The following is a 24,381-nucleotide window of genomic DNA, read 5'->3' as shown; positions in this document are numbered from 1 at the left end:
CCCAAAGTGCTTTCCGTTGAAATAGTTAAGTGATTCTCAGGGCTTAGCCTCGCCCGACTGGTACACAAAGGTGAGGCACATGCTCTGGGCGATCGTGAGACCAGTGAGACGGCCGGAATCCCAGTATCCTCTCTTTCGTAAGCGTATTCCCCAGGACGTCCTGCCGAAGGCTCGGGGGAAGTCGCTGGCACTCAAGATCGGCGACGAAGTGATCTACAGCCAGATCACGGAGAAGACGCGGGAGATTAAGCTCTCCTTGCGGGCGACGGATCCCAGCGAGGTTAGAGAGCGTCAGGCCGATCTCGCGGCGCAACTTGAGCGGCATTGGAGAGCTATCCGGAGCGGTCCTCAACGCCTTACCCACAAGCAGGTCGTTTCGCTCGCCGGCGAGATCTACAAGCTTGTCGTCGACGTGTTCGAAGACGATCCAGAGACGCCTGAAAACTGGGATGCTGTGATCGAGGCAAACCGCAGATCGAGGGAAGGTCTCTGGCCGCTGCACATCGGCTCGACCGAAGCCCGGGTCCGCAAAGGGCACGAGCACGCCTTCGGCCCTTTGGTCGACTTTGTGATTTCCAAACACAGTTTGGAGATCGACGACGAGAGTCGTGTCAGGCTTCTCCGCAAGGCTGGCGAGTTCCTCGACCGGGCGGCCGAACGGCTTAAGCGGAACGCGGAAGGGGATTACAGTACTGACGTACTCCGGAAGGGCTTTCCGTCATGGACATCGGCGGCACCAAAGCAGGGCGTAGTTAGGGCCAGCACACAGCCCCGTGTGAGCCTTCAGACTCTCTTCGACGACTGGTGGGCCGAGGCCAAGGCGACGGGACTCAGTGAGGCCACTAAGTCTTCCTATGGGAATGCTGTGCAGCGATTGCGGGCGTTCCTAAAACATGAGGATGCTGCGCGGGTTACGCCCGATGACATCATCGCGTTCAAGGATGCGCGTCTTAGAGAAATCAATCCGCGTTCCGGGAAGCCGATCTCTCCGAAGACCGTAAAGGACTCCGACTTGGCGGGCCTCAAGTCCGTGTTCGGCTGGGGTGTCCGTAACCGGAGGCTGGACACGAACCCGGTCGATGGTGTGACCGTGAAGGTCACCCGCGTAGCCAGAATGAGGACGAAAAGCTTCACCGTTGCCGAGGCCAAGGCCATCCTGGGGGCATCCTTGGCCCACCGGCGGGCCGGGAAGGAAAGCCCAAAGATGGCAGCTGCCAAGCGGTGGGTGCCGTGGCTCTGTGCCTACACGGGGGCCCGCGTTGGTGAGATCGTTCAGCTCTGCAAGGTAGACGTCCGGCAGGACGAAGGCGGGTGGCACATTCGGATCACCCCAGAGGCGGGCCGCGTGAAGGACAAGGACGTACGTGACGTCCCTCTCCATTCACATCTGATCGAGCAAGGCTTCGTCAGCTTCGTTGAGGCCTCGGAGGAGGGTCACCTGTTCTATTCACCCAATGCAGCGGGTGAGACCGGAGGGCCATGGCGTACGACCAAGAATCGTATCAGGGATTTCGCCAGAAAAGTCGTGACCGACCCTGACGTCCAGCCGAACCACGCTTGGCGTCACCGCTTCCTGACAGAGGGGCGTTTGGCGAAGGTGCCCGAGCGGGTGCTTCACGAAATCACCGGCCACGCACCCGCCAATGTCGGCGAGGCCTACGGCGAGGTGCCCCTGAGCGTGATGCGGGACGGGATTGAGCGATTTCCGCGTTTGCAGGTCTAGGCGCCCCGCGCTAGCCACTCTCACGGACACGCCGACACAACTCCGAACGCCGAGGAGATCCCGATGCTACTACAGCGTATCTCTACTTTAGCCGCATTGGTCACACTGCTCTATCTACCGGCTCTACAACTGGGCGCAAATGCTGACACTTTCCCCCCCAACAGATTGGGAGAGATGTCATTTCGGATAGCCCGGACTGGCGGCAATTGCGTAACCTGCACATGGATAGCTGCCGTTGGGCCAATCAAGAGCGACACCCACGAGAAGTTTGAGGAGTTTTTGGACCGGGAAGGATTGGCAGGCAAGGCGGGCCTCGACGTCCATCTTCACTCGCTCGGCGGAGATCTCTTGGGTGGCATGAAGCTAGGTGCGGCCATTCGTCAGCACCGTTTTAACACTGTGGTGTCCGAAACTGCTGGAGAGATCCAAAGTGATGGGGCCGTACAGATCGATTTCGAATACGACACGGATCCTATCTGCGCGTCCGCATGTGTCTTTGCGTTCGCCGGTGGTGAGCAGCGGTATGCGCTGAGAGATACGCCGGGCTCGCTCGTTGGCTTTCAGAAGATTGGAAGCTTGCACGTGCATCAGTTTTTCGATCCAATTGGCTTAGATGAAGTGGATCGTGAAATCTTCACTGCCAGAGATCGCATTATCGATCAGTTTATCACGGCCGCTTTGCTTGCCTATCTCAAAGAGATGGGTGTTTCGGCAGATCTTCTTCAAATGGCGCTTGGAGTTGATCCGAGGTCTAGCAAGGAGCTTAGCGATTCTGAGGTTATTCGGGCAAATCTAGATACGCGATCTTCCCAGAAGGTCTTGCTGAAGGGCTATCGGAATGGGGTGGCGATTGTCGAAACGACGTTCAGCAGTTCGGATGCGGATTACAGAGTTGAGCTGTTCTGCAGGGGGGCATCAATCGCAATGTTGGCCCATATCGAATGGCGATATGCATACGATGTCGAGGCTTTTTACGAGTGGGGCCTGCTAAAGAATATTTCTCTTGATGGTTCTGTGCGGCTAACGAGAGAGAAGGTTAATTTCTCCAAAGTTAATGGTCGCGATGTAGCGAGCATCAGCTACACATTCGATGCCCCACTCCGCGATATGGTGGCGGTCACGGATTTCAGGTTTACCGACTATTCAAGTCGATACGCGAGCAATGCGGCCCGCGATCTGAGCTTTTCGCTTCCAAGCAGCTTCAACGGGATGCACGTCCTTCAGAGAACGTGTATGTAGCCTAGCTCTCAGTCGCTAACAGCTAGAGAATTCGGTTCTTTCAAACACCTATAGACACTGGCGCGACCGATCCCGAGACGCTCGGCAATAGCCGTAGCTCCCAGCCCTTCGGCCTTCAGCCGGGCGACCTCCGCCGTGTCGATCGACGGCTTGCGGCCCTTGTACACGCCCCGCGCCTTCGCCTTGGCGATGCCCTCCATCTGCCGCTCCTTCCGGAGATTGGTCTCGAACTCGGCGAACACACCTAGCATGTCCAGGAACGCCTTGCCGGCGGCGGTGGAGGTATCTATCGGCTGATCTGTGGCCTTCAGGGCTACGCCCTGCTTCCGGAGGTCGCGAACGATGTCCTGAAGGTCCCCGATGGACCGGGCGAGCCGATCGACCCGCGTGACCATCAGCGTGTCGCCCTCCTTCAGGAAATCCATGAGGATGGCCAGTTCGGTGCGGTCCTTGCGGCTGGTGCCGCTCCGCTTCTCTTCCCGGACGCACTCACAGCCGTGCGCCTTGAGGGTCTCCACCTGATAGGACAGGTCCTGGTCGATGGTGCTGACGCGGGCGTATCCGTAGGTCGACATGGCGAGGCTCCAGATGTCTCGTATGGTTCTAGACCATCGGCACCTAGCGTCTCAGAATTCCGAAATCAACCCCTATGATACGCGAAAAGTGTCTCACTGCGATGTCTCGTAGGGGTATGCCCCGAAGTGACGCTTTGGTGCTTGGGCCGCTTACGTAACAACAGGGTTGACTAAGACCATTTGTGACAATGTAGCGTCGAGCCTAGGCTTTGAGGTGACACGCTATGGCTCGCATTGGTTACGCTCGAGTAAGCACCCTTGATCAGGACTTCGATCGGCAAGTTGCCAGATTAAAGAGTGAAGGATGCGCCATCGTGCGCGCCGAAAAGGTTTCCGGTGGCCGTCGAGAGGGGCGAGCCGAGCTGGCGACGGTGATCGAGTTTCTGCGCCCGGACGACGAACTCATCGTCACTCGGCTGGATCGCCTTGGCCGAGATACCCGCGACGTCCTCAACATCGTCCATGAGGTCGAACAGAAGGGGGCTTTCTTGACCGTTCTCGACCCTCATGTGTCGACGCGCGGCCAAATGGGACAAGTGGTGCTGACTGTGCTCGGAATGGTCGCCCAGATGGAGCGTGGGTTCATTCTTGAAAGGCAGCGCGAAGGAATTGAGCAAGCCAGGAAGCGGGGTGCGTTCAAGGGCGGGACGAGGCGCCTCGATCGCTCCGAGGTTCTAAGACTCCGCAGCTTGGGTCTTAGTGTGGCGGGGATTGCTGAGGCCGTTCATTGCTCCCGAATGCAAGTCTATAGGATTCTTAAGGAAACCCGGGAGCCGTCCTGCCCAACGGCGCGCTGAGACAGTGTTTGCCCGCAAGCGATCTGGTCGCTTTCCGGCTGGAGGGCCAGAAGCTGCCATTTTACCTCCGACTCCACCAACCCTATAGACGCATCAAATGGAGATTCCCAGAAAGGATGTAGGAGCGGCTGCCGCCCGGACGAAATTTGCTCAGCCGCTATTCGGTTGGTCCCGTGGCAGCCTCAATATAAATGCTAGTCTCAGGAAGCGGCCGCAATCCTGGAAATGGGCTTAACTGTCGGCGATGTAGCTTATGACGAAGATTACAGGGCTGGGTCACAAGGCAGATTGTAGATTTATTTTTCTTCGCAACGAGTCCAGCCATCTTGCCGCGAATCGGGGCAAAAGCCCCGCTGCCAGAGCAGTTGCGCGAGCGCCTCGCTTTTCGCGCAGCCGAGATAGGCATCGACGCTGAGCGGAGAGGCCGCGCATTCGGCCGTCGTTTCTTGCCAGCGGGAAACGAGGGTCGCGTCGTTCACGTCCAGCCCATCTACCGCATCTGCGGCGGCATTCTCTCCGAGCCGTTGAGCAATCGTGTCGATATAGGGCTGAATGTCGAGGCCTGGCGACATGAGCAGAAAGCCGCGATACAGCATTAGTTGCTCGTAGACGCCCTGGTCGCCGTCGCCGTAGGTGACGGCGGCATGCGTGAGCCACGCCGCGAGCCGGTCTTCCGGGCGAAGCGGCAATACGACCCGATCGAGGACCTCCCGCGACTCGTTGGCCGATGGGCCAAGCTGCAGCTCCGCGATCATAAAGCGGCGATCCCCGGATGCAGCCGACAGTTTCAGGAACGCTTCGTAGTTGCGCGAGGTCTGTTCGATGGTGTCGGCATGAGGCGGAATGCCAGGGCCGTCGCTTCCGGCAAAGGAAGCAAGATAGTCGTAGGCAGACTTGGCATCGCTGGCCGAACGCAGGCCCTTCGCGTCGACCGCCGAATGGATGAGGTCCAGCCCTCGTTCGCGCTGGGCAACAATCCCGTCGCCGGTCAATAGAACCAGGCCGAGAAAGGACATTGCATCGGGATCGCCTGCCGCAACCGCCCGCTCAAGCCAGTTTATGGCGTCGTCCCGGTCGGCGGGCAGCCCAAGCCCATACCAGCGTGTCACCCCGAAATTGTACATGGCCGGTGCGTATCCGGCTGCTGCCGCCTGCCGGAACAAGATGGCGGCACGGACATCGTTTGGCGCGCCGCCAATGCCGTTGCTGTGCATCGCACCCAGCATGTTGCTTGCCTGCGCGTTCCCCGTTGCCGCCAGTTCCTCGGCGAGCGCGCGCGCCTCGCCCGCGCTTTCCGGCAAGGCCGCAAGAGCTGTGATCAATCGCAGGCGCGTGTCGTCGTCTGCACAAGCCTCCACGGCTGCTGGCGCATTGGCGACAATTTGCTGCGAAAGCGCAGCTACTGACTCTCGACCGACCGCGCTCAGGTCGGGGATCAGTTCGGTGCAGCTTCGCGCAGCCTGGCCGGAGACGGGACCTACGGCGGCAAGGGAAATGGCCGCCGCGGTGGCGATCTTGATGGAACGACGCATGTGAAATGCCTCAGTTGCAGGCAGCTCGCAGGGAGCGCAAAGCGGCCGATGAACCGGCGAGAGCAAACTGCAACTCATGCTCGAGCGAGCCGCCATGAACCAGCGTGACATATGAGCCGCGCGCGAGCGCATCGATCAACGGCGCGGTGAGTGGCAGCGTGTCTTTGGCCACCAGCATCCGCTCTTCTTCCGAGATGCGAACCGGGACATCGGTTTCGTGAGCGCCGACCGTGAATGTCGGCACAATGCCGGAGGCGCTCTTGTCCCATTGGCGGGTGCCCGTGTTGATAGCATCGCCTTCAAACAGCCACCAGCCGGCGTAGCGCAGACGCAGCTCGCCGGATTCGCATGTTAGCGAAAGCTTGCCGTCCTCTGGCCCGCCCACAGCGGCCACCGGCAGCGGATCTGCGCTGTAAGACCAGCGACCGCTTAGGGTGGCGGCGGCGGATGAGGCGCTCGCAGGAGCGGCGGCTCCGGCAAGCCACTCCCGGCGTTCTCCCTCGCGGGTGACGATCTTGTAGGAGGTGTCGCCAGGACGGTCGAAAACGACCTCATAAGCGTAGGTATCGAGCGACTTGTCGAAACCACCGTCCGGTTTTTGAACCCAGATACGGTGGACGCAGCCCGCGGTGCCGCACCACATCATCTGGCTCCCATCGCACATCAGCCGCTGGGTGTTGATGAGATAATCTGGCAGACTATCGCCGTTTGCATCGACCTGCGTGATATACCCATCCAGGAATTCGATCTGCGCGCAGCCTGATGAAAGCTCCTGGCGCTCCAGTGCCAGAACCGTATCGTTCGCAAGTGCATAATTGACGGCACCGAAAGATGAAGCGACGGCTATCAGGCTGACAAGGGCGTACGACATCAAATTCATAGGCTTCTCACATGGAATTTGTGGTGTACTTTAAGGATTAATATTTCGAAGAACTGGTATCTTCTAACAAAGACGCCTTGTAATCGTCCCATTGTTTTCGAAGTCTGTTGTCATATCCAGCCGCGATCACATCGCGTCCGAGCATACGGCCTGAGTAACCAATGAATACGGCCGCGCCGAGTGAAATGGCAAAGTTTCGCGGATTATCTGCGCTTAATGTGTTTAGCAGGACGAATGAAGCAAGCGCACAAACGATCATACAGCTTCGCCCGACCCTTTCCCTGTTTTTCATTGCCAAGGCGACCAATTCGCGCCGTTTGAATTCAATAAGTTCTTCTTGAGCGCTCGATGGCGTGGAAGGCGATATTTCTTCTGGCGAAATTGAAGCGAGTACACTGGGAATTGTTCCCCGGCATGGCGGGGTTTCATCCAATGCAGGCTGAGGCGCGCCGCAATGAAGGCATTTTCTGGCTCTGAACTTTATGGTTTCCGCGCATTCAACACATTCTTTCTCAGTGGGGGCGCGAAGATGCTTGCGGCACCCGAAACAGCCAGCCAGATGAATAATCCAAATAATCCGCCAACCAGCATTAATACTAACAATGCGCCCATGTCACATTCATCCCAGCATGTTTGCCAAGCACTCACCTTCAATGAGAGCGGAATCTAGCCTGCTTGTAAGCAACCACAAGCTACTGAGATTAATAGGGTGCACCGAGCGCGTAAAGGACAGTGATGGACCGTGCGGTGCAGCCTAGCATCATCAACATTGAGATCGGCGCGTCGGAACGGTGCGCCGAACTTGGCCATATCCACCAGGCACGTGAAAATAATCCATTGCTGGTAGGTCGGATTGCGAGTGGTTTCCCGGATCGGACACATCCTCTCACGGTCGCGGGTCTAAATGCGGCAGCAGGCATGGCCGCTTTGATCGTCGTTGATCGTCAATCCGAGAGTTCGCAGGGGTTGTTGCGGGCCGTGCAATTGAGCGTTTAAGCTTCATAACGAAGCTTACTTGTTGTTGGGCAGTTTCGATGGCTGAGTTCGAGAGGGATTGATGAGGAACGCACTGGTCAAGCGTGCCCTGTTCGGGCTCCTGACAGCCGCTGCGCCGCTCGTGGCAATTTCCACGGCGGAAGCAAATATCTGTCTCGGTTCCTTGGAATTGGCGTTTCAGGAAATCGATCAGGAGGCAGTCATCAAGGACTGCCAGGAACTGATTGATAATGGGAACGTCGATGCCGCTGTGATGGCTGCGATCGGGCGGGGGTTGTCTGCGGCCGGACGAGATCGGGAGGCCTTCGAATACTCACTTGAAGCAGCGAAGGCGGGTGATCCGGTTGGTCAAAACAACCTGGGTTACATGTATAACGTCGGCCGAGGAGTAGAGAAGAACGAGAAACTGGCGGTCGATTGGTATCGAAAGGCAGCAGCGCAGGACTATGCGCAGGCGCAATCTAACCTCGGCTTCATGTACCAGGGTGGTTACGGCGTCCCGAAGGACGATGGTCTGGCGGTCCAGTGGTTTCGGCGCGCGGCAGACAAGGGTCATGCAATGGCGCAGACCAATTTGGGATCCATGTATGAGGCCGGCCGGGGCGTGCCTAAGGACGAAGAGTTGGCCGTTCAGTGGTACGGAAGGGCGGCTGAGACAGGCTACGCGCTGGCGCAGCACAACCTCGGGAACATGTACTTCGGTGGAAAAGGTGTTCGGCAGGACGATGGCCTTGCTGCACAATGGTACCGTCGAGCGGCTGAACAGGGCTATGCCCAGGCGCAGTATGTTCTTGGTTACATGTACGCGAGCGGCCGTGGCGTGCATGAGGACAAGGGGCTGGCGGCTCAGTGGTTCGGCAAAGCTGCTGAGCAGGGTGTCGCAGAGGCCCAGGCTCACCTTGGAGCTCTGTACGCGCGCGGACGCGGTGTTCCGAAGAACGACGCGTTAGCGGCCCAATGGTACCGCCGGGCGGCAGATCAGGGGGAAGTGACGGCGCAGGTAAACCTAGCGATCATGTACCTTGGGGGTAACGGGGTCCAAAAGGACGAGAATCTGTCTGCCCAGTGGTTTCGTCGGGCGGCCGAGCAGGGCCACTCGCAAGCTCAGTATCGTTTGGGATTGATGTACGACCAAGGACAAGGCGTACCGCAGAACTACGAAGAGGCAGTTCAGTGGTACCGCGTTGCGGCCGAGCAGGGGCATGCGACGGCGCAGTCCCGGCTTGCTTCCATGTACCTGAACGGGCGGGGCGTTCAAGAGGATGAAGAGTTGGCCGCACAATGGTATCTCAAGGCAGCCGAACAGGGCGACGTGTTTGCCCAGAGTGACCTTGGATACCTCTATGAGAGCGGCCGGGGTGTTCCGAAGAACTATGAAGAAGCGGTCCGATGGTATCGCGTTTCGGCCGAGCAGGGTCATGCCACGGCGCAGTCCAACCTTGGGACAATGTACAAACATGGGCGGGGCGTTCAGCAGGACGATAGGCAGGCTGTCCAATGGTATCGTCTCGCTGCTGAGCAGGGCTATGCCAAGCCGCAGCATCAGTTGGGTTACATGTACCTGCACGGGCGGGGTGTTCAAAAGGATGAAGGTCTGGCCGCGCAATGGTACCTCAAGGCCGCTGAACAGGGCGATGTGATCGCCCAAGTTGACCTAGGATACCTCTACGAAAATGGGCGCGGCGTGCCGAAAAACTACAAAGAAGCGGCGCGATGGTACCGCGGTGCGGCTGAGAAGGGGCATGCTACGGCGCAAGCCAACCTTGGGATACTGTACCAATACGGACGGGGCGTTCCGAAAGACGAAGAGACGGCCGTCCACTGGTATCGGCTGGCGGCCGAGCAAGGCCTTGCTGCGGCGCAGTCTAATCTTGGATGGGCGTACCTAATTGGTCGCGTTGTCGAAAGAGACGATGAGATTGCGGTTCAGTGGCTCCGCAAAGCGGCGGAACAGGGGCATGCGAAAGCCCAGCACAATCTCGCGCGCATGTACGAGCTCGGACGCGGTGTGCCTAAGGATGATGGTCTAGCGACCAAATGGTTTCGGCAGGCGGCAGAACGGGGCAATATGGGCTCGCAGCGCGAACTCGGAGAGAAATACCTGTTCGGTCGAGGGGTCGGGAAAGACGAAGAACTCGCGGTCCAATGGTTCCGCCGGGCAGCTGAGCAAGGCGATATTCGCTCACAGTATGTACTCGGAAATCTGTATGCATCGGGAAATGGTGTCCCGAAAAACGAGGATCTTGCGCTTCATTGGCTGAAGCAGGCAGCCAGTAAGGGCTATGATGATGCCCGACATCCCATCGCGGTGATTTATTCAAATAAGGCGAATGATTTGTACGAATCTTCATCACAAAAGAGGGATGAGGCGGACGGCTACTTGGATGGCGCGATTGAAATTGGGGGCGAGAAATTCCTTAAAAACGCAATGGTAATTCACGGTGAGCAATTTAATAGAATATATAAGAATATCAGAAACACGAATAATAAAGATCAATCTTTGAGGGATCTCGGCAATCACATGAACAGTTTGTTCGATTATGCTGGGAGAGCTTCCAGATCAAGCGATCAGGGGACGAAGGATCTCGGAGAGCGCGTACTTGCTGAAAGGTCTGTCTACAATCAGGCCTACAGGAATGCACAGAAATCCGATTTTCAAAGGGCATTTGAGGTTATTTGGAGCGTGGGTGTTGCTATCAACGAGGTCTGCAAGTCCATGAATGGTGGAACATGCCCACAATCAGCGTCGGGCGGCTCGCAGTACAAGCCCCCAGAGCCGTTCAGCTTCAATGAAGCCGCTGGGGCTATGATGTTCGTGCAATAGAGCGGTGCGAGAAGAAGGGATCTCATTGCCGATCAGGTGTGATCCAAAAAAAATGTTGGCAAGACTTGGGTTGCCCATCGGAAGTCGTAGTCCCGCCGGGTCGAGGCCGGAGGCCACCATCTGAGCTACTGCTGCTATGCGCTAAGTCCGCTTCGGAGAAAGCGCAAACCGCATCATTGTGTCCACTGCGGGCGCGAAGCAGCCACTCCTAAGCGCTGCTGCCCAGCTTCACTGTCCGCGACTCCGATAGCAGTCGGCCTGTGTGGGGTTCTCGATCTCGTTCCGGTCACTGACGTCGACGAAATACACCGCATCCCTTTGGAAGCTGACGATCATGAACCGGTTTCGACCGGCCATCAGTCCCTCGCTCAGGAGCAGGTCAATGACGAGCTGCTGTCCCATGCTGAAGTCCTGCATCGTGTTTCCGGAGCTGCTGGGATCGTTCGGAAGCTCCCGTCCGACAGGTATGCCGGCCGCGGCATAGAGGACGTCGCGCAGAGGATATGCGTAAAGGCCCTCTTCGTTGGGCGCGCTCCTGTAGGACGGTTCGAGCCGTGTGCCGTTGAGGAGTGCCGATCCCGCCTCGTGGAAGGCAAGGCTGACGTGGTCTGGCGTCTGCGGGCGGTTGGACATCGCTGCCGGAAGCCCAAGCACGACGGAGCCGACAAGCTGGCATTCGAACCCGCCGATCACGGGGCCTAAGCTTTCCTGCTGGCGCTCAAGAGCGCTTCCCATGTCATCGAGGTTGTCTCCGGCGATCGCGGGTGAAAGTGGGGCAGTCAGAGCCGCAGCAAGTGCCCAGGGGAATATGCGGGCTGGGCGGCGTCGGGAGGCTTTGGGCTGCCGGGGGTGGAACGTGGTGAAACTGGCATGCATCGGGTCCGTCCTCGTCAATAAAGGGGTAGGGGCGTCGGTCGGATGGTGCGGGGAAGGGGGGGCTGCGAGGGCATCTCCGGCCTTCCCGGGAATTGCCGGTGGGGCGAGGCGTGCGCCGACAGCGCGTCTGGGGTGCTGGCCGGTGCGGTACCCCTGCGCTGGCCCGGAGCCTGCCCTGTTCCGCCCTGAAGGCCCGGCAATGCGGGATTGAGGCGCGCGGTGCCGCCTCATTCGGTGGCCTTCTGTCGATGCCTGCGCGACTGGCGCCAAACGATGAGCGCGAGCACCGCAAGGCCGAGCGATACGAAGCCCCAGATTTGCAGGTCGGGAAAATCCTTCGCGGCGGCGAGGCCGAAGAGGCCGCCGAGTGCGAACAGCACGACTGAGACAATCGGCAGGCCGAACGCGAAGGCGCCGCCGAAGAAGAACAGGAACCCGACCATGACCCCGACGACACCGGCCTCGAACGTGGTCTGGTCGTCGATGAGGCTGCTGCCTGCGCTGATGGCGCAGGACTGAAGCAGGATGAGCAGGCTCAGGAATATTCCGATGAGCCCGACTGCGATCTTCATGGGGTCACCTCGCTTGACGGGGATGAGGGGGAGGGGCCGCAACTTGATCGGCCGGGCGATGGGTTGTTTGAATAAATAGGGGACTGTCAGTCCGTCGATTGTCAAGCGGCGAGCGCGCTTTGGTTCTCTCCGCATGGACGCCCGCAGCATCATCGGTTGGAATCTTCGCAGCCTGCGCGTGGAGCGCGGTCTCTCGCAGGAGCGTTTGGCGCTCGCTGCCGGGATCGACCGCTCCTATGTCGGCCGGGTCGAGCGTGGCAGCGAGAACGTGACGGTCTCGACACTCGAGGCCCTGGCGGGCGTCTTGAGTGTGCCCGTCGCCCGGCTGCTCGAGGAGCCGACCGAGCACACTCGCCCCGATCCCCTTCCTTCCGGGAGAAAGCGCAAGGGCGCAGGCCCCAAATAAAGAGGCCGGCGGGATGAGCCGCCGGCCTTGCTTCGCGTCGATGGCAACTTGTCGGGAACCGCGCTCAGTACTCATCGGCGCGCATCACTGTCAGAACCCGCCAAGTCTGCAGGGGGTCAAGCGGGTCAGGAGAGGCGGCCTTCATCGACCGATCGTAAGCGTCGATCTTCCAGAAGTAGCGGTTTGCCCCGCAATCGATGGCGCCGAAGTCGTGCTCTCCATACGGGTCGTTGCTCTCGTCGAATCCGTCAAACTCGCGAACCGCCTCAAGAAGAGCGGCGCGTTCGGCTTCGGGAAGAGCAGCAACACCGCGCGTCACCATCACCCGCCCTCCGGTGAAACTTCGCCGGAAGGCGTCGTTCAGCGTGGCAAGCGTGGCTGGCATTCCGCTACCACACCCTTCTTCGAGGGCGCTCAGCGCAGCCATGACGCACCGGCCTCCGGATGCAGCAGGGCAATGTGCTTGCGCTGACGGTTGACGGCGGGATCGTCCGGATAGTCGAGCCATTTGAGCGTGAAGGAATTCTCGCTCGCGACCTTGACGATCCTCGCAAGCCACCAGCCGCCGTCTGCGCTTTCGCAGGCAACGACTAGGCTGCCGACCGTAAGCTTTGACCAATCCTCCGGGAGATGAGGCGGTTCGGGGCGCTTGCCGTCGGAAACGCCCGCGGCAACCTCTCCCATACGCGAGGCCTCGATTTCGGACCGCTGCTCGTCGCTGAGATGGGTTGTCAGCTTGCTGAAGAGCGTACCGTTGACGAAGGGGACGAAGGCCTTGCCGCTGGCGAACAGCTTGCCGCGGGCGAGGTCGCCCGCAAGTGAGCGCAGGTCGTCGCTAGAGACGGGCAGAGTAGTCATTCCCATCACCTCTGCAGCGTCGTGCGCCGGTTCGACCTGGCTTTCGTCGAACCATGAGGCGTGGGAGCGTCCCGCAGCATCGCGCCCGAGCACGATTAGCGCCGGATTGCTGGTGCTGTGATCGATAGTTGCAACCATCTCTCTTCTCCAAAAGAAAGAGGGGCCTAAGCCCCTCGAATTTCAAATAGCATTAGACAAATTATCGACCAATGTTGGCGCGCTAAAATCGTCTTTTGCTTTGATTTTTTATCAAAAATTATCGTATATTTAAAGAATAGACATAAATATCTATTTCACTGATCTTAATTCTGACCTGTGTCGGACTTGGGTTCTCGAAACCCTTAGATAAGGCGAATTTTCCACAGCTACTTCGCTGGCAGCTCGTTATGTTGCGTTCAGTTCATCCGCGTCCGAGTACGTCCGGCCATATCCAATAAAATAGTTGGTATTTCTGATGGTTTGAGGAATGCGGCGCGATAAAATAAGCTCATAAATTCAATTAGTTAATATGGTGGTTTGATGCCGCCCCTGGCACCATTCCTTCCCAAACTTCCAGGCAACCTCCCGCCTAGCCAGGTTTCACTGGCGCAGGCATGCGCGCGGCTCTGAGCCCTCGCGCGACACTGACCCCTCGCGCGCTGCGATGCCGTGCAAGGCTTGGCCGCTTTCCCCGTCGCAGCGCCCGGGCTGCGGGCCTGACTGACATAATCTTGATTGTAAAAGTCCATATTCTTCCCTTATGACCGCGTAGGCAGTCCGTGCGCGTACGCTGATCGTGCGCGCAGGCGGGCGCCGCCACGTGACCAGGGGCCTTGAACCCCGTGTCCAAAGGGAGAGACTTCATGCTGCCTGCCAGGCTTTTGGCCCTTTCCTCGACGCTTGCCATGGCGATCGTTCCGCTCAACGGCGCGCTGGCGCAGTCGGGCGAGCTCAACCTCTATTCCTCGCGCCACTACGACACCGACGAACGGCTCTATTCCGATTTCGAGGAGCAGACCGGGATCAAGATCAAGCGCATCGAGGACGGTGCGGACGTGCTCATCGAGCGGATGTCGGCGGAGGGCGCCAACAGCCCGGCCGACGTGCTGATCACCGTCGATGCCGGCCGCCTGTTCAAGGCCGACGACGCCGGCCTGCTGCAGCCGGTCTCCTCCGACACGCTGAACGAGCGCGTGCCGGAAGCCCTGCGCCACCCCGACGGCAACTGGTACGGCTTCTCGAAGCGCGCCCGGGTCATCTTCTACGACAAGAACGACGTGAGCGATCCGCCGGCGACCTACCAGGATCTCGCCGATCCCAAGTACAAGGGCATGATCTGCGCGCGCTCGAGCTCGAACATCTACATGATCTCGCTGCTCGCCTCGATCATCGCCAACGAGGGCGAGGAAGCTGCGCAGAAGTGGGCCCAGGGCCTGAAGGACAACCTCGCCCGTGATCCCCAGGGCGGCGACACCGACCAGCTCCGCGCCGTGGCTTCCGGCGAGTGCGACATCGCGCTGTCCAACACCTACTATTTCGCCCGCGCGCTCGGCGGCTCGGTCGACGGCCTCACCGGCCAGACCGACGACATCGCGGTCGTGTTCCCCAACCAGGACACCACCGGCACCCACGTCAACATCTCCGGGGCCGGCGTCGCCGCCAACGCGCCGAACAAGGAGAACGCGATCCTGTTCCTGGAGTATCTGGCCAGCGACAGCGCCCAGAAATATTTCGCCGAGGGCAACAACGAGTATCCGGTGGTCGAGGGCGTCGCCATGGCCTCTCCGCTGACCGAGATGACGCCCGAGGGCGGCTTCAAGGCCGACGAGCTGAACCTCTCCGCGCTGGGCGAGAACCAGGCGGCCGCGGTGCAGATCTACGACCGCGTCGGCTACAAGTAAGGCTGTGGTTCCTGTGGGCCGGGGAGGGGCGCTGCGCTTCCCCGGCCGTACGGGCGGTCACGGCTGACCGACACGACTGCCACGGACACGACTGCCGAAGCCGGCCCTTCGCGGGGCCGGCTTCTTTCGTCTGGGGGAGGGGTTCGGCTCAGGCCTTGCTGCCGGGCGGCGGCTCGGTGGCAACGGCTGCCCCCGCGGCGGCCGCTGCTGCGCGGGCCTCCGGCGTCAGGGGCGCGCCGGCGCCGGGTGCATCCCCGGCATGGTCGTCGTCCATGTCGGCGGCGGTCGGCACGTCGACGATGACGCGCTTCGGCGCGAACTTGATGCCGGCGTCGTGGAAGGCCTCCTGGACCTTCTGGTAGACGGCCTTGCGGATGCCCCACTGCTTGTTCGGCTTGGCCATGAACTTGCCGGAGACGATGAAGGCGGAATCGTCCATCTTCACCACGCCCTGCGACTTGAAGGGCTGCAGGAAGTCGGGGCCCAGCTCCGGATCGGCCTGCAGCTCCTGGCCGATCTTCTTGAAGATCTTGCGCACCTTGTCGATGTCGGTGTCGTAGGGCACCCGGAAGCGCAGCTTCATGATCACCCAGTCGCGGCTGAAGTTGGTGACCTTGCCGAGATCGCCGTAGGGCACCGTGTAGACCGCGCCCAGGGTGCCGCGCAGCACCAGCGAGCGGGCGTTGAACCGCTCCACCGCGCCCGACGTGCCGCCGGCGTCGATATACTCGCCGATGCGGAAGGCGTCGTCCATCAGGAAGAACAGGCCGGAGATCAGGTCCTTCACCAGCGTCTGCGCCCCGAAGCCGATGGCCAGGCCGAAGATGCCGGCGCCGGCGATCAGCGGGGCGATGTTCACCCCCATCGACGACAGCGCCACCATCAGCACGATCAGGCCGATGGCGACCTGGATCGCCTTGCGGAAGATCGGCAGGATCGTCTGCAGCCGGGTGCCGGCCGACATCGCCGGACCGGCGTCGTCGCTGTGGTCGTCGCCGGGTGCGTTGGCTTGTTCCTGGGCGAGCTTGCGGTCGATCCAGGTCGCGATGAACGACCAGGCCACGTAGCCCAGAAGCACGATGATGCCGATGTTGATCATCACCCGCAGCAGGTACTTGGCGATCGGGTAGGGGCTGGTGGAGGAGAAGATGTCGACGCCGATTACCATGGCGAAGACGGCCAGGGAGACCACCAGCACGGAGATGGAAATGACGCGGCCGAGAATGCGCTGGTCGCGCAGCACCGCCTGGCCCGCCGGCGTCACCGGTTCGGCCGGCGCGTGGCCGGCATCTGCCTCGGCTTCCGTGGCCGCCGCATCGCGGGTCACCATCACCCGCTCGCCGTCGTCAGGGTCGGTGACGTAGATCTCGGTGGGCGCCTTGGCTCCGCCGGCGGCCGGGTCGGCGGAAAACATCGCCTTCAGCACCGCCGTGACGAACGGGTTCGCCACGAACAGGATGAAGAAACCGACCGCTGCCTTCAGCGGATCGAAGTCCAGGCCGAGCAGCAGGCTGTAGATGCCCAGCAGGAAGGCGACGATCACGTAGCCCACCGCCAGCGCGTACCAGCTCCAGCCGGCCGCACCCTCCGCCCAGCGGGGCACGGTGGTGCTGCCGAAAGCGGCGCGGACGGCGCGCAGGGCGTGGCGGCGATAGCGCCACAGGAAGAAGCAGTAGGAGAGCGTGAAGACGATCGCGCCGAGGAGGGCCCCCAGCCGCCAGATGTCGTGGTCGACGCCCCACATGCGGCCGAGCGTGCTGAACAGCAGCAGCGCGATGCCCAGCGCCACCTGCCGGCGCGTGCCCCGGACGAAGTGGGCGGCGGCCTCGTCGTCCACCGGCATGAGGCGCCAGGCGGGGTGGTTCGGCAGGAACACGAAGCGCACCACGGCCACGGAGACGCGGGTGATCAGGATCGCCAGCAGCACCACGATCAGGAAGTCGCGGCGCGGCACGTCGCCGGCCCAGACGGCCAGGAAGGCGCCGACGAAGCCGGCGGTGAAGGCGGCGATGGCGCCGAACTGGTGGATCAGCTGGCCGAAGGCGCGCGACAGCTTCTCGCGCACCGTTTCGATGGGTGCCGCCTCGTAGCGCTCCACCATCGGCCGGGTGAAGTGGCGGTAGATCCATTCGACGATGAAGCCGGCCAGCGACAGGCCGAGAATGGTGCCGACGACCAGCAGCAGCCCGCCGTGGCCGACGCCGATGCGCAGCTTCTCTTCCATGTGGCCGGCATAGTCGCCGATTACGCCGCCGAACTTGGAGAGCACCGCCGCCAGGTTGGTGCGGATCTCGGTGCCCTTCTCCTGCAGCGCCTGCATGGACAGGGCCGCGGAGGCGGTCGATCCGTCGCCGGCCTCGGCCGGGGCGTTCTCCGACAAATAGTAGAGAAGCAGGCTGCGGGCCTGCTCGTCGGTGAGCTTGCCGATCAGCGCGTCGCGTTCCTGGGTGGTCAGGGGCGCGAGTTCGCTCGCCACCGCGGCCGGGTCGCTGTCTGAGGCCTCGCCCGACTGCGCCGCCGCGATCTGGCCGGTCGCCAGAAGCGCGCATGAGACGATGAACAGCGCCGCCAGTGCGCGTCGAAAGTGAGTCCAGCCCATGATTCTTGAATCCCGAATTCCGCCCCGCCCAATCGGCCGGCCGATCTTTGCGAAGATCTGACCGTTAATCCACCGTGAATGTTACGGGTGCCCGGCGCTGGCGGCTTATCCTTTTCCGTCAGGGACGGTCTATGGCGGACATGTCACGGGGCGAATCCGGAATGCTTTTCGCCCGGGGCGAAGGGGTCCGGGCTGCGGACGCGGGATCCTATTTGAGCCCGAAGACCATGGTGATGGCCAGGCAGGTCGCCAGTCCGACGAGCACGTTCATGGGCACGCCGATGCGCAGGAAGTCGGAGAAGCGGTAGTTGCCGGCCGCGTAGACCAGCGTGTTGGTCTGGTAACCGATCGGCGTCGCGAAGCTCGCCGAGGCGGCGAACATCGCCGCCACCACGAAGGCACGCGCATCGAGCCCCGCGGCCTGGGCAAGGCCCACCGCCAGCGGCGTGAGGATGACCGCGACGGCGTTGTTGGTGACGGCCTCCGTCAGCGCCGATGTCAGGGCGTAGACGCAGAGGAGCAGCATGAAGGGCGACATGCCGGCGAACCAGGGCGACAGCGCGTCGACCACGAGCTTGAGCGCCCCGGTGGCTTCGAGCCCGGCGCCCACCGCCAGCATGGAAAAGATCAGCACCAGCACGCCGCCGTCGATGGATTCCATCGCCTCGTCCAGGTCGATGCAGCGCAGGAGCATCAACGCGGCCGCCGCCACCAGGGCCAGGGCGGCGATGGGCATCACGTCGAAGGCCGACAGGATCACCACGCCGGCCAGCGCGGCGATGGCGGCGGGCGCCCGGCGGCGGCGATAGCTCCGGGTGCCGGTCTCTGCAAATGAGACGATATCGCCCTCGTCCTCCGCCAGGCTGGCGAAGGCTTCCGGCGGCCCGGCGAGCAGCAGCACGTCCGCCCCGCGCAGCCGGGTGCTGCCGAGATCGGCGCCGGGGATGTGGCCGTGGCGGCGGACACCCAGCGGGGTGATGCCGAAGCGGGCGGGAAAGGTGTAGTCGACAAGCCTGCGCACCTGACCACGCGAGTAGGGCGAAACCAGTGCCTCGACGATCTTCTCCTCCTTGCCGCGGAAACCGCGCTGGCGGGTGCCCACCTGCAGCCCCTCTTCCTCGTGGAAGGTTAGGAGCTCGCTCGGCGGTGCCATCAGCACCAGCCGGTCGCCCGCCGCGGCCGTTTCCTCCGCGATGCCGGCGCGCAGCACCTTCTCGCGCCGCTTCACCGCCAGCAGCCGCATGCCGGGCCGGTTGAACAGCGCCAGCCCGCCGTAGGGCGTCTCAAGACCCTCGAAGCCCTCGCCGATCTGCACTTCCGTCAGGAACACCTCGCGTCCGTTCGGGTCACCGCTCTGGAATGTGGGGCGGTCGGGCAACAGGAAGCGTCCGGCGACCACCATGAACAGGCCCCCCGTAGCGGCCGCCACCAGCCCGACCGGAGTGATCTCGAACAGGCCGAAATGGCCGAGCCCCAGGCCGCTCGCCACGCCGTCGACGAGCAGGTTGGTGGAGGTGCCGATCAGGGTGCAGGTGCCGCCGAGGATCGAGGCGTAGGACAGCGGGATCAAGAGTCGCGAGGCGGCGGTTCCCATGGTGGCGGACAGCCGCATCACCAGCGGGATGAGCACCATCACCAGCGGCGTGTTGTTCATGAAAGCGGAGGCCGCCATTGCCCCGACCACCACTGCCAGGATCGCGGCGATCGGGTGGGTTCGGGCCCTGCCGAGCACGAAGACGGACACCGCCTCCAGGGCACCGGTGCGCACCAGCGCCCCCGACAGCACGAACATGGCGCCGATGGTAATGGGGCCGGGTTGGCGAACACCGACAGAAGCCGGTCGGTCTCGATGAGACCGAGCACGACGAACGCCGACGCTCCGGCGGCGGCGATGACGGCGGGTGGCCAGCGTTCCAGAAGGAAGCCGACAAAGATCACTGCCACCAGCGCGAGCGCCACGGTGGCCCCCCACTCTTCCGACACCAGCATGCCCGATCTCCCGGCGGCCCATCGCGTCTGTCACGGTGTCGGATGCCGACACCGCGGGCAATCCCTCGGGGGCTCCGTCGGGGGTGCGCCCCTCAGAACCCGGATCGGGCCCGTTTGGATCCGCGTCGGGCCGATCTTTTGGCGCGGTCTGGATCAGGCCGCCGTCGGCATGATCGGGGGCGGAGCGACCGGCGGCCGCGCCCGCGCGGCGAACCGCGTCGCCAGGCAGACCGCAACGATGGTCGCGACGCTGACCGCCGTGCCGGCGAGCACGTTCGCCCAGACCGGAAACGGCAGCTGCATGGTCGCCTGCTGGACGAACGCGAAGGTCAGCGCGAAGCCGCCGGTGAAGCCCTTCGAGACGGGCATGACCACCGCTTCGCGCCTGAGGCGGGTCCCGAGGCCGGGTCGGTTGAACAGGAGGATGGTGACGAGGAAGGCGAGCGTCGTGAGCGCAAGCGCCACGATCGCGACGAGCAGAGACATGAGCGACACCTCGAAAAGGGCGGACCGCGGCGGCCCGCCGGAGCGAGACAGCCCTCGCCGGCTCGAGGCGGAGTGTTTTGGCGTGAATGGGGACGCTCCGGGCCAACGGAGAGGCTCGGTGGCCGGCGCCTTGCTCAGGCCGGACGCTCCGTCCGACACCGGATTCTGTAATCCCGCTTCGGCCCGGCTGCAATCGCCCCGTTTGCCTGTGCGGCCGGTTCGCCGCCACCGGCTTCACAGCGGCGGGGCAAAGGGGCCAAGGTGGGGCAGTCCGTCGTCGACTCGTTTTCCTTGTCCCCGGAGTGCTGCATGGCCGCCAGGAAGAGAAGTTTCGTCGTCATCGGCCTCGGCACGTTCGGCGGGACGGTGGCCGTGGAGCTGGCGCGGTTCGGCAACCACGTGCTCGGCATCGACAACGACGAACGGGTGGCTAGCCGTTTCTCCGACGAGCTCACCGAGGTCGTCATCGCCGACGGGCGCGACGAGGAGGCACTGCGCGAGGCAGGGGTCGGCACCTACGACGTGGCCGTGGTGGCCATCGGCGAGGACCTGGAGTCCAATGTGCTGTGCACCATGAACGTGAAGATGCTCGGTGCCCCGACCGTCTGGGCCAAGGCCATCGGCCGGACCCATCACCGCATCCTGGCGAAGCTCGACATCGACCGGGTCATCCAGGCCGAGCACGATATCGGCCTGCACATCGCCCAGATGCTGCACAATCCGCTGGTGCGCGACTATGTCAGCCTCGGCAACGGCTTCCACATCGTCGACTTCCAGGTGCCGGAGGCGCTGGAGGGGCGCACCGTCGACACGCTCGCGCTGCAGGACAGCTACGCGCTCCGCGGCCTTGGCCTGATGCGGGGAACCGAGTTCATCGAGGCGGAGAGGGCTGGCGGGACCGCGCTGGAGGCCGGCGACAAGCTGCTTCTGCTGGGCGTCCGCGAAAAGCTGCGCGCCTTCGCCGACAGCGTTTCCTGACCGTTGGGTCGCGCGCGTCATGCAGTTCCTGTCGCTGTTCACCCGGCACCGGATCGACATCCCGCCGCCCGCCGTTCTGGCCGTTTTCTACGGCGTCCTCGCCCTGGCTGGCGCGCTCTGCCTGAAGCTCCCTCTCGCCTCCCATGTCGGCACGAGCTGGTTCGATGCCGCCTTCACCGCCGTATCCGCGATCACGGTGACCGGCCTGGTGGTGGTGGACACCGGCAGCCACTTCACCCTGTTCGGACAGGCGGTGATCCTGGCGCTGATCCAGCTCGGCGGGCTCGGGCTGATGACCTTCGCCGTCCTCGTCCTCACCATGCTCGGCCTGCCTATCGGCATGCCGCAGCGCATCTTTCTGCGCGAGGAGCTCAACCAGACCTCCCTTACCGACCTGCTGCGCCTCGTCACCACCATCCTGCGCGTGGTGCTGGTCTGCGAGATCGCCGGCGCGGCGGTCCTGGCTTTCGTGTTCGTGCCCGATTTCGGCTGGGCGCAGGGGCTCTGGCACGCGCTCTTTCTTAGCGTCTCGGCCTTCAACAATGCCGGCTTTTCACTGTTTCCCGACAGCCTCTCCGCCTATGTCGGCGATCCGCTGGTCAACCTGACCATTCCCGCCCTGTTCATCGTCGGCGGGCTCGGCTTCAGCGTCATCGCCGACATCCGCAAGCAGCGCTCGTGGCGCCGCTACAGCCTGCACTCCAAGCTGATGCTCAGCGCCACCGCCGTGCTGCTCGTCTGGACGACGGTTGCGGTAGCGGCGCTGGAGTGGACCAACCCGCAGACCCTCGGTGCACTGCCGGACGTCGCCACCCGGGTGTGGGCGGCCTGGTTCCAGGGCGCGACGCCCCGCACGGCCGGCTTCAACACGGTGCCGATGGAGGGGTTGCACGATTCCACCGCGCTGATGCTGATCTCGCTGATGGTCATCGGCGGTGGCAGCACGTCGACCGCCGGCGGCATCAAGGTCACCACGGTTGTGGTGCTGCTCCTGGCCACCGTCGCCTTCTTCCGCCGCTCCACCCATCTCCATGCCTTCGGCCGCAGCCTCGGGCTGGACGAGGTTCTGAAGGTGCTGGCGCTGACCGTGGTCAGCATCCTGGTCGTGATGAGCGGCACCTTCGCCCTGGTCATCGTCCAGGAGGGGGCCTTCCTCGACCTTGCCTTCGAGATCGTCTCCGCCTTCGGCACGGTCGGCCTGACGCGCGGCGTCACCGGCGAGCTGGAAGCGCTCGGCCGGATCATCGTCATGGCCACCATGTTCGTGGGCCGGATCGGGCCGCTGACGTTGGGCTTCTTCCTCGCCACCCGGTCGGTTCCGCGGGTGCGCTACCCCGCCGGGCATGTGTTTTTGGGCTAATCCACCTGCTCAGGAGCGTGCCGTCTCTCGTTCCTCCACGGTGCAGGCGCGCCAGAAGCGAGCGGCGTCGCCGGCGTCCATGTCGCGCATCCCGTTCGTCGGGAAGCCGCCATTGGCCGCCACCCAGGCCAGGATGTCCGGCGACTGGGGCGGCTCCACCTGGGCCAGCCGTTCGCTCAGGTCGGCGGTGTAGACGCTCGCCTTGTGGAAGCCGAAGCGGGCGTTCGGGGTGATGCAGACATGGGCACGGGCGCGGTCGGCGAAGGCCGCGCAGGCGGAGCGGCAGGCGCCGTCCACCACCACGAGCCGGTCGCCGCGCGCGTTGAGCTCCTCTGCCGCTTTCAGGAAATAGACGAGCTCGCCGCCGTCGTTGCCGGCCACCCGGCAGGGGTCGCCGCACGGCCCGAGGGCGGTCTGGAAGGCCGTCGGCTGCGGGGTGGGGGTCTGGGGTGACGGACTGCAGCCACCCGCGAGCGCACAGGCGAGGATCGCGGCGGCCGCGGCGGATCGGGTCGCGGCCCGTCGCGTCCGCGCCTCGGCCCTGGCCGCATGCCTCGCCGGGGCGGCTCCTCGCGACTGATCGCGCTGCATCCTCACCGTCCTCGTGCCGGACTGCTCGTCTCCCAAGCCCTTCTCACGAACCGCGGCCGGGCACAACGACCGGTACCGGTGCCCGGCAGGCCCCCGATTGCGGGCGGGATGGGCCGATCCCTGCTTGCCTGCGCCGGACGAATCCCCGCACCGTCCTCCGGCAACCGCGCGGAGCCCGGCCGGCTCGGGGTTTCGCAATCGATTGCACGCGCCGTCCCGAAGTGGGATGATCGGGACTCAGTCTTCCGTTGATCTGAACAGGAATCCGGTGATGTCCGAACGAAAGCCCGCCTACAAGACCTCCCCGACCAACCCGAGCATCGGCGAGATCCACACGGAGCCGGACCGCGTGGCCGACATGCCCTATGCTCCGGCCATCCGGGTCGAATCGCCGGGCGATCTCCTCTACATCTCCGGCGCCACGGCGTCGCCGCTCTACCACAAGCATCCGCACGACTGGAGCGAGCACAATCACTCCAACGACATCCGCGAGCAGACGCGGCTCGCGATGGGCACGATCCAGACGCTGCTGGAGGACCAGGGCCTGACCTGGACCGACGTGGTGAAGATGACCAAGTACCTGACCGACATGCGCGAGATCGAGGTGGTCAGCAAGACCATGGCCGAGATCATGGGTGACTGGTCGCCGGCCAGCACCATGGTCTGCGTCAACCAGCTGTCCACCCCCGGCGCCCGCATCGAGATCGACACCATCGCCGTCTTCCCGAAAAAGTAGACGGCCGGTCGGGCCGCGCCGGTTTGCCGGTGCGGCCCCGGTTCTCCGCGTGCGGATTGCGCACCCCGGCCGGTGGCGCGTCCGGCGCGGTCTATGCTGGGCCGACGCTGGTTCCCATCACGAGGAAGGTGAAGCCGCCGTCGACGCTCTTGCCGCCGGCGTCCCTGACGAACACCTCGCAGGTGTTCTCGGCCATGATGTTGACGCTGGTGATCGCGGCAGTGTTCCAGGACGTGGCCTGCGCGCCGACGCCGGCGCTGAAGGTCTCCACGTAGTTGAGCATGTACGCCCCCGTATCGACGCGCTCACAGCTCTTCACGTTGTGAGAGCCGATCAGCTTGCCCGTGTCTCCAACCACAGCAGACGCATAGCTCACCGTCATTGCAGCCTCCCTTGTTGATGCACGGGCGAGCGCGCCCGACCCGGCGGCGCGAGGCCGCCCGGGCTGTATCGAACGGGAAATGGCGGGTGATGCCCGTGGTCC

Annotated in this window: 22 protein-coding genes; 10 read left to right on the top strand and 12 right to left on the bottom strand. The window is 62.9% G+C overall.

Going from position 1 to position 24,381, the window contains the following annotated elements; all coding sequences use genetic code 11:
* The first annotated feature begins 79 nt into the window (after positions 1–79).
* Complete coding sequence (locus C507_RS0113995) at positions 80–1,723, top strand: site-specific integrase (RefSeq protein WP_018700334.1); 1,644 nt, start codon at positions 80–82, stop codon at positions 1,721–1,723.
* A 63-nt stretch (positions 1,724–1,786) separates the two neighbouring features.
* Positions 1,787–2,962, top strand: coding sequence for a COG3904 family protein (locus C507_RS0113990; RefSeq protein ID WP_156829313.1), 1,176 nt, complete (start codon positions 1,787–1,789; stop codon positions 2,960–2,962).
* Between the two features lie 8 nt (positions 2,963–2,970).
* Here C507_RS0113990 and C507_RS0113985 read toward each other — a convergent pair whose 3' ends face one another.
* Positions 2,971–3,537, bottom strand: a complete 567-nt coding sequence (locus tag C507_RS0113985; RefSeq protein WP_018700332.1) for a recombinase family protein — start codon at positions 3,535–3,537, stop codon at positions 2,971–2,973.
* Positions 3,538–3,761: 224 nt separating this feature from the next.
* Here C507_RS0113985 and C507_RS0113980 point away from each other — a divergent pair, with 224 nt between their 5' ends.
* Positions 3,762–4,334: a recombinase family protein gene (locus tag C507_RS0113980; RefSeq protein ID WP_026319092.1), complete on the top strand. Its 573-nt coding sequence runs from the start codon at positions 3,762–3,764 to the stop codon at positions 4,332–4,334.
* A gap of 296 nt (positions 4,335–4,630) precedes the next feature.
* On the opposite strand, the gene C507_RS0113975 is transcribed toward C507_RS0113980, so the two are convergent.
* Entirely contained in the window at positions 4,631–5,866 is a 1,236-nt protein-coding gene (locus tag C507_RS0113975; protein ID WP_018700330.1) for a tetratricopeptide repeat protein, read from the bottom strand.
* A gap of 10 nt (positions 5,867–5,876) precedes the next feature.
* A complete protein-coding gene (locus C507_RS23295) occupies positions 5,877–6,737 on the bottom strand; it encodes a hypothetical protein (protein WP_210162137.1) in 861 nt (286 codons plus the stop codon).
* Positions 6,738–7,481: 744 nt separating this feature from the next.
* On the opposite strand from C507_RS23295, the gene C507_RS23125 reads away from it, so the two are divergent.
* Together C507_RS23125 and C507_RS22855 are read left to right on the top strand one after the other, a co-directional pair.
* Positions 7,482–7,742 carry a hypothetical protein gene (locus C507_RS23125; RefSeq protein ID WP_156829312.1) on the top strand — a complete coding sequence of 87 codons (261 nt, stop codon included), beginning with the start codon at positions 7,482–7,484 and terminating at the stop codon, positions 7,740–7,742.
* 61 nt (positions 7,743–7,803) lie between these two features.
* On the top strand, positions 7,804–10,566 hold the full coding sequence (locus C507_RS22855; protein WP_018700328.1) for a tetratricopeptide repeat protein: 2,763 nt from the start codon (positions 7,804–7,806) through the stop codon (positions 10,564–10,566).
* Positions 10,567–10,794: 228 nt separating this feature from the next.
* Here the strand turns inward: C507_RS22855 and C507_RS0113955 are convergent, their stop codons facing one another.
* Together C507_RS0113955 and C507_RS0113950 are read right to left on the bottom strand one after the other, a co-directional pair.
* Positions 10,795–11,442 carry a hypothetical protein gene (locus C507_RS0113955; protein ID WP_156829311.1) on the bottom strand — a complete coding sequence of 216 codons (648 nt, stop codon included), beginning with the start codon at positions 11,440–11,442 and terminating at the stop codon, positions 10,795–10,797.
* Between the two features lie 227 nt (positions 11,443–11,669).
* The gene (locus tag C507_RS0113950) at positions 11,670–12,014 is read right to left on the bottom strand and encodes a hypothetical protein (RefSeq protein ID WP_018700326.1); all 345 of its coding nucleotides are present in this window, start codon (positions 12,012–12,014) and stop codon (positions 11,670–11,672) included.
* Between the two features lie 133 nt (positions 12,015–12,147).
* On the opposite strand from C507_RS0113950, the gene C507_RS0113945 reads away from it, so the two are divergent.
* Positions 12,148–12,420, top strand: coding sequence for a helix-turn-helix domain-containing protein (locus C507_RS0113945; protein WP_018700325.1), 273 nt, complete (start codon positions 12,148–12,150; stop codon positions 12,418–12,420).
* Between the two features lie 64 nt (positions 12,421–12,484).
* On the opposite strand, the gene C507_RS0113940 is transcribed toward C507_RS0113945, so the two are convergent.
* Together C507_RS0113940 and C507_RS0113935 are read right to left on the bottom strand one after the other, a co-directional pair.
* Positions 12,485–12,847 (bottom strand): DUF3768 domain-containing protein, encoded by a 363-nt coding sequence (locus C507_RS0113940; protein WP_018700324.1) that lies wholly within the window; start codon positions 12,845–12,847, stop codon positions 12,485–12,487.
* On the bottom strand, positions 12,835–13,416 hold the full coding sequence (locus C507_RS0113935; RefSeq protein ID WP_018700323.1) for a tudor domain-containing protein: 582 nt from the start codon (positions 13,414–13,416) through the stop codon (positions 12,835–12,837). The genes C507_RS0113940 and C507_RS0113935 overlap by 13 nt, the downstream gene beginning before the upstream one ends.
* Positions 13,417–14,120: 704 nt before the next feature.
* Between C507_RS0113935 and C507_RS0113930 the strand changes: the two genes are divergently transcribed.
* Entirely contained in the window at positions 14,121–15,158 is a 1,038-nt protein-coding gene (locus C507_RS0113930) for a Fe(3+) ABC transporter substrate-binding protein (RefSeq protein ID WP_018700322.1), read from the top strand.
* Between the two features lie 148 nt (positions 15,159–15,306).
* On the opposite strand, the gene C507_RS22480 is transcribed toward C507_RS0113930, so the two are convergent.
* From C507_RS22480 to C507_RS0113915, 3 genes are all read right to left on the bottom strand, one after another.
* Complete coding sequence (locus tag C507_RS22480) at positions 15,307–17,757, bottom strand: mechanosensitive ion channel family protein (protein WP_018700321.1); 2,451 nt, start codon at positions 17,755–17,757, stop codon at positions 15,307–15,309.
* 208 nt (positions 17,758–17,965) lie between these two features.
* Positions 17,966–19,549, bottom strand: a complete 1,584-nt coding sequence (locus C507_RS21430; RefSeq protein WP_018700320.1) for an SLC13 family permease — start codon at positions 19,547–19,549, stop codon at positions 17,966–17,968.
* Positions 19,550–19,899: 350 nt separating this feature from the next.
* Entirely contained in the window at positions 19,900–20,232 is a 333-nt protein-coding gene (locus tag C507_RS0113915) for a hypothetical protein (protein ID WP_018700319.1), read from the bottom strand.
* A 309-nt stretch (positions 20,233–20,541) separates the two neighbouring features.
* On the opposite strand from C507_RS0113915, the gene C507_RS0113910 reads away from it, so the two are divergent.
* Positions 20,542–21,210, top strand: coding sequence for a potassium channel family protein (locus C507_RS0113910; protein ID WP_018700318.1), 669 nt, complete (start codon positions 20,542–20,544; stop codon positions 21,208–21,210).
* Positions 21,211–21,229: 19 nt separating this feature from the next.
* The gene (locus C507_RS0113905) at positions 21,230–22,570 is read left to right on the top strand and encodes a TrkH family potassium uptake protein (protein WP_018700317.1); all 1,341 of its coding nucleotides are present in this window, start codon (positions 21,230–21,232) and stop codon (positions 22,568–22,570) included.
* A gap of 9 nt (positions 22,571–22,579) precedes the next feature.
* Here the strand turns inward: C507_RS0113905 and C507_RS0113900 are convergent, their stop codons facing one another.
* The gene (locus C507_RS0113900; RefSeq protein WP_018700316.1) at positions 22,580–22,951 is read right to left on the bottom strand and encodes a hypothetical protein; all 372 of its coding nucleotides are present in this window, start codon (positions 22,949–22,951) and stop codon (positions 22,580–22,582) included.
* Between the two features lie 481 nt (positions 22,952–23,432).
* Here C507_RS0113900 and C507_RS22475 point away from each other — a divergent pair, with 481 nt between their 5' ends.
* On the top strand, positions 23,433–23,897 hold the full coding sequence (locus tag C507_RS22475) for a RidA family protein (RefSeq protein WP_018700315.1): 465 nt from the start codon (positions 23,433–23,435) through the stop codon (positions 23,895–23,897).
* 91 nt (positions 23,898–23,988) lie between these two features.
* On the opposite strand, the gene C507_RS21420 is transcribed toward C507_RS22475, so the two are convergent.
* Positions 23,989–24,279, bottom strand: a complete 291-nt coding sequence (locus C507_RS21420) for a hypothetical protein (RefSeq protein ID WP_018700314.1) — start codon at positions 24,277–24,279, stop codon at positions 23,989–23,991.
* Positions 24,280–24,381: the final 102 nt, after the last annotated feature.

This window comes from Amorphus coralli DSM 19760 (assembly GCF_000374525.1).
Classification (GTDB): domain Bacteria; phylum Pseudomonadota; class Alphaproteobacteria; order Rhizobiales; family Amorphaceae; genus Amorphus; species Amorphus coralli.
Note: the sequence above shows the minus strand (reverse complement) of the source record. Positions and strands in the feature narration are given on the sequence as shown.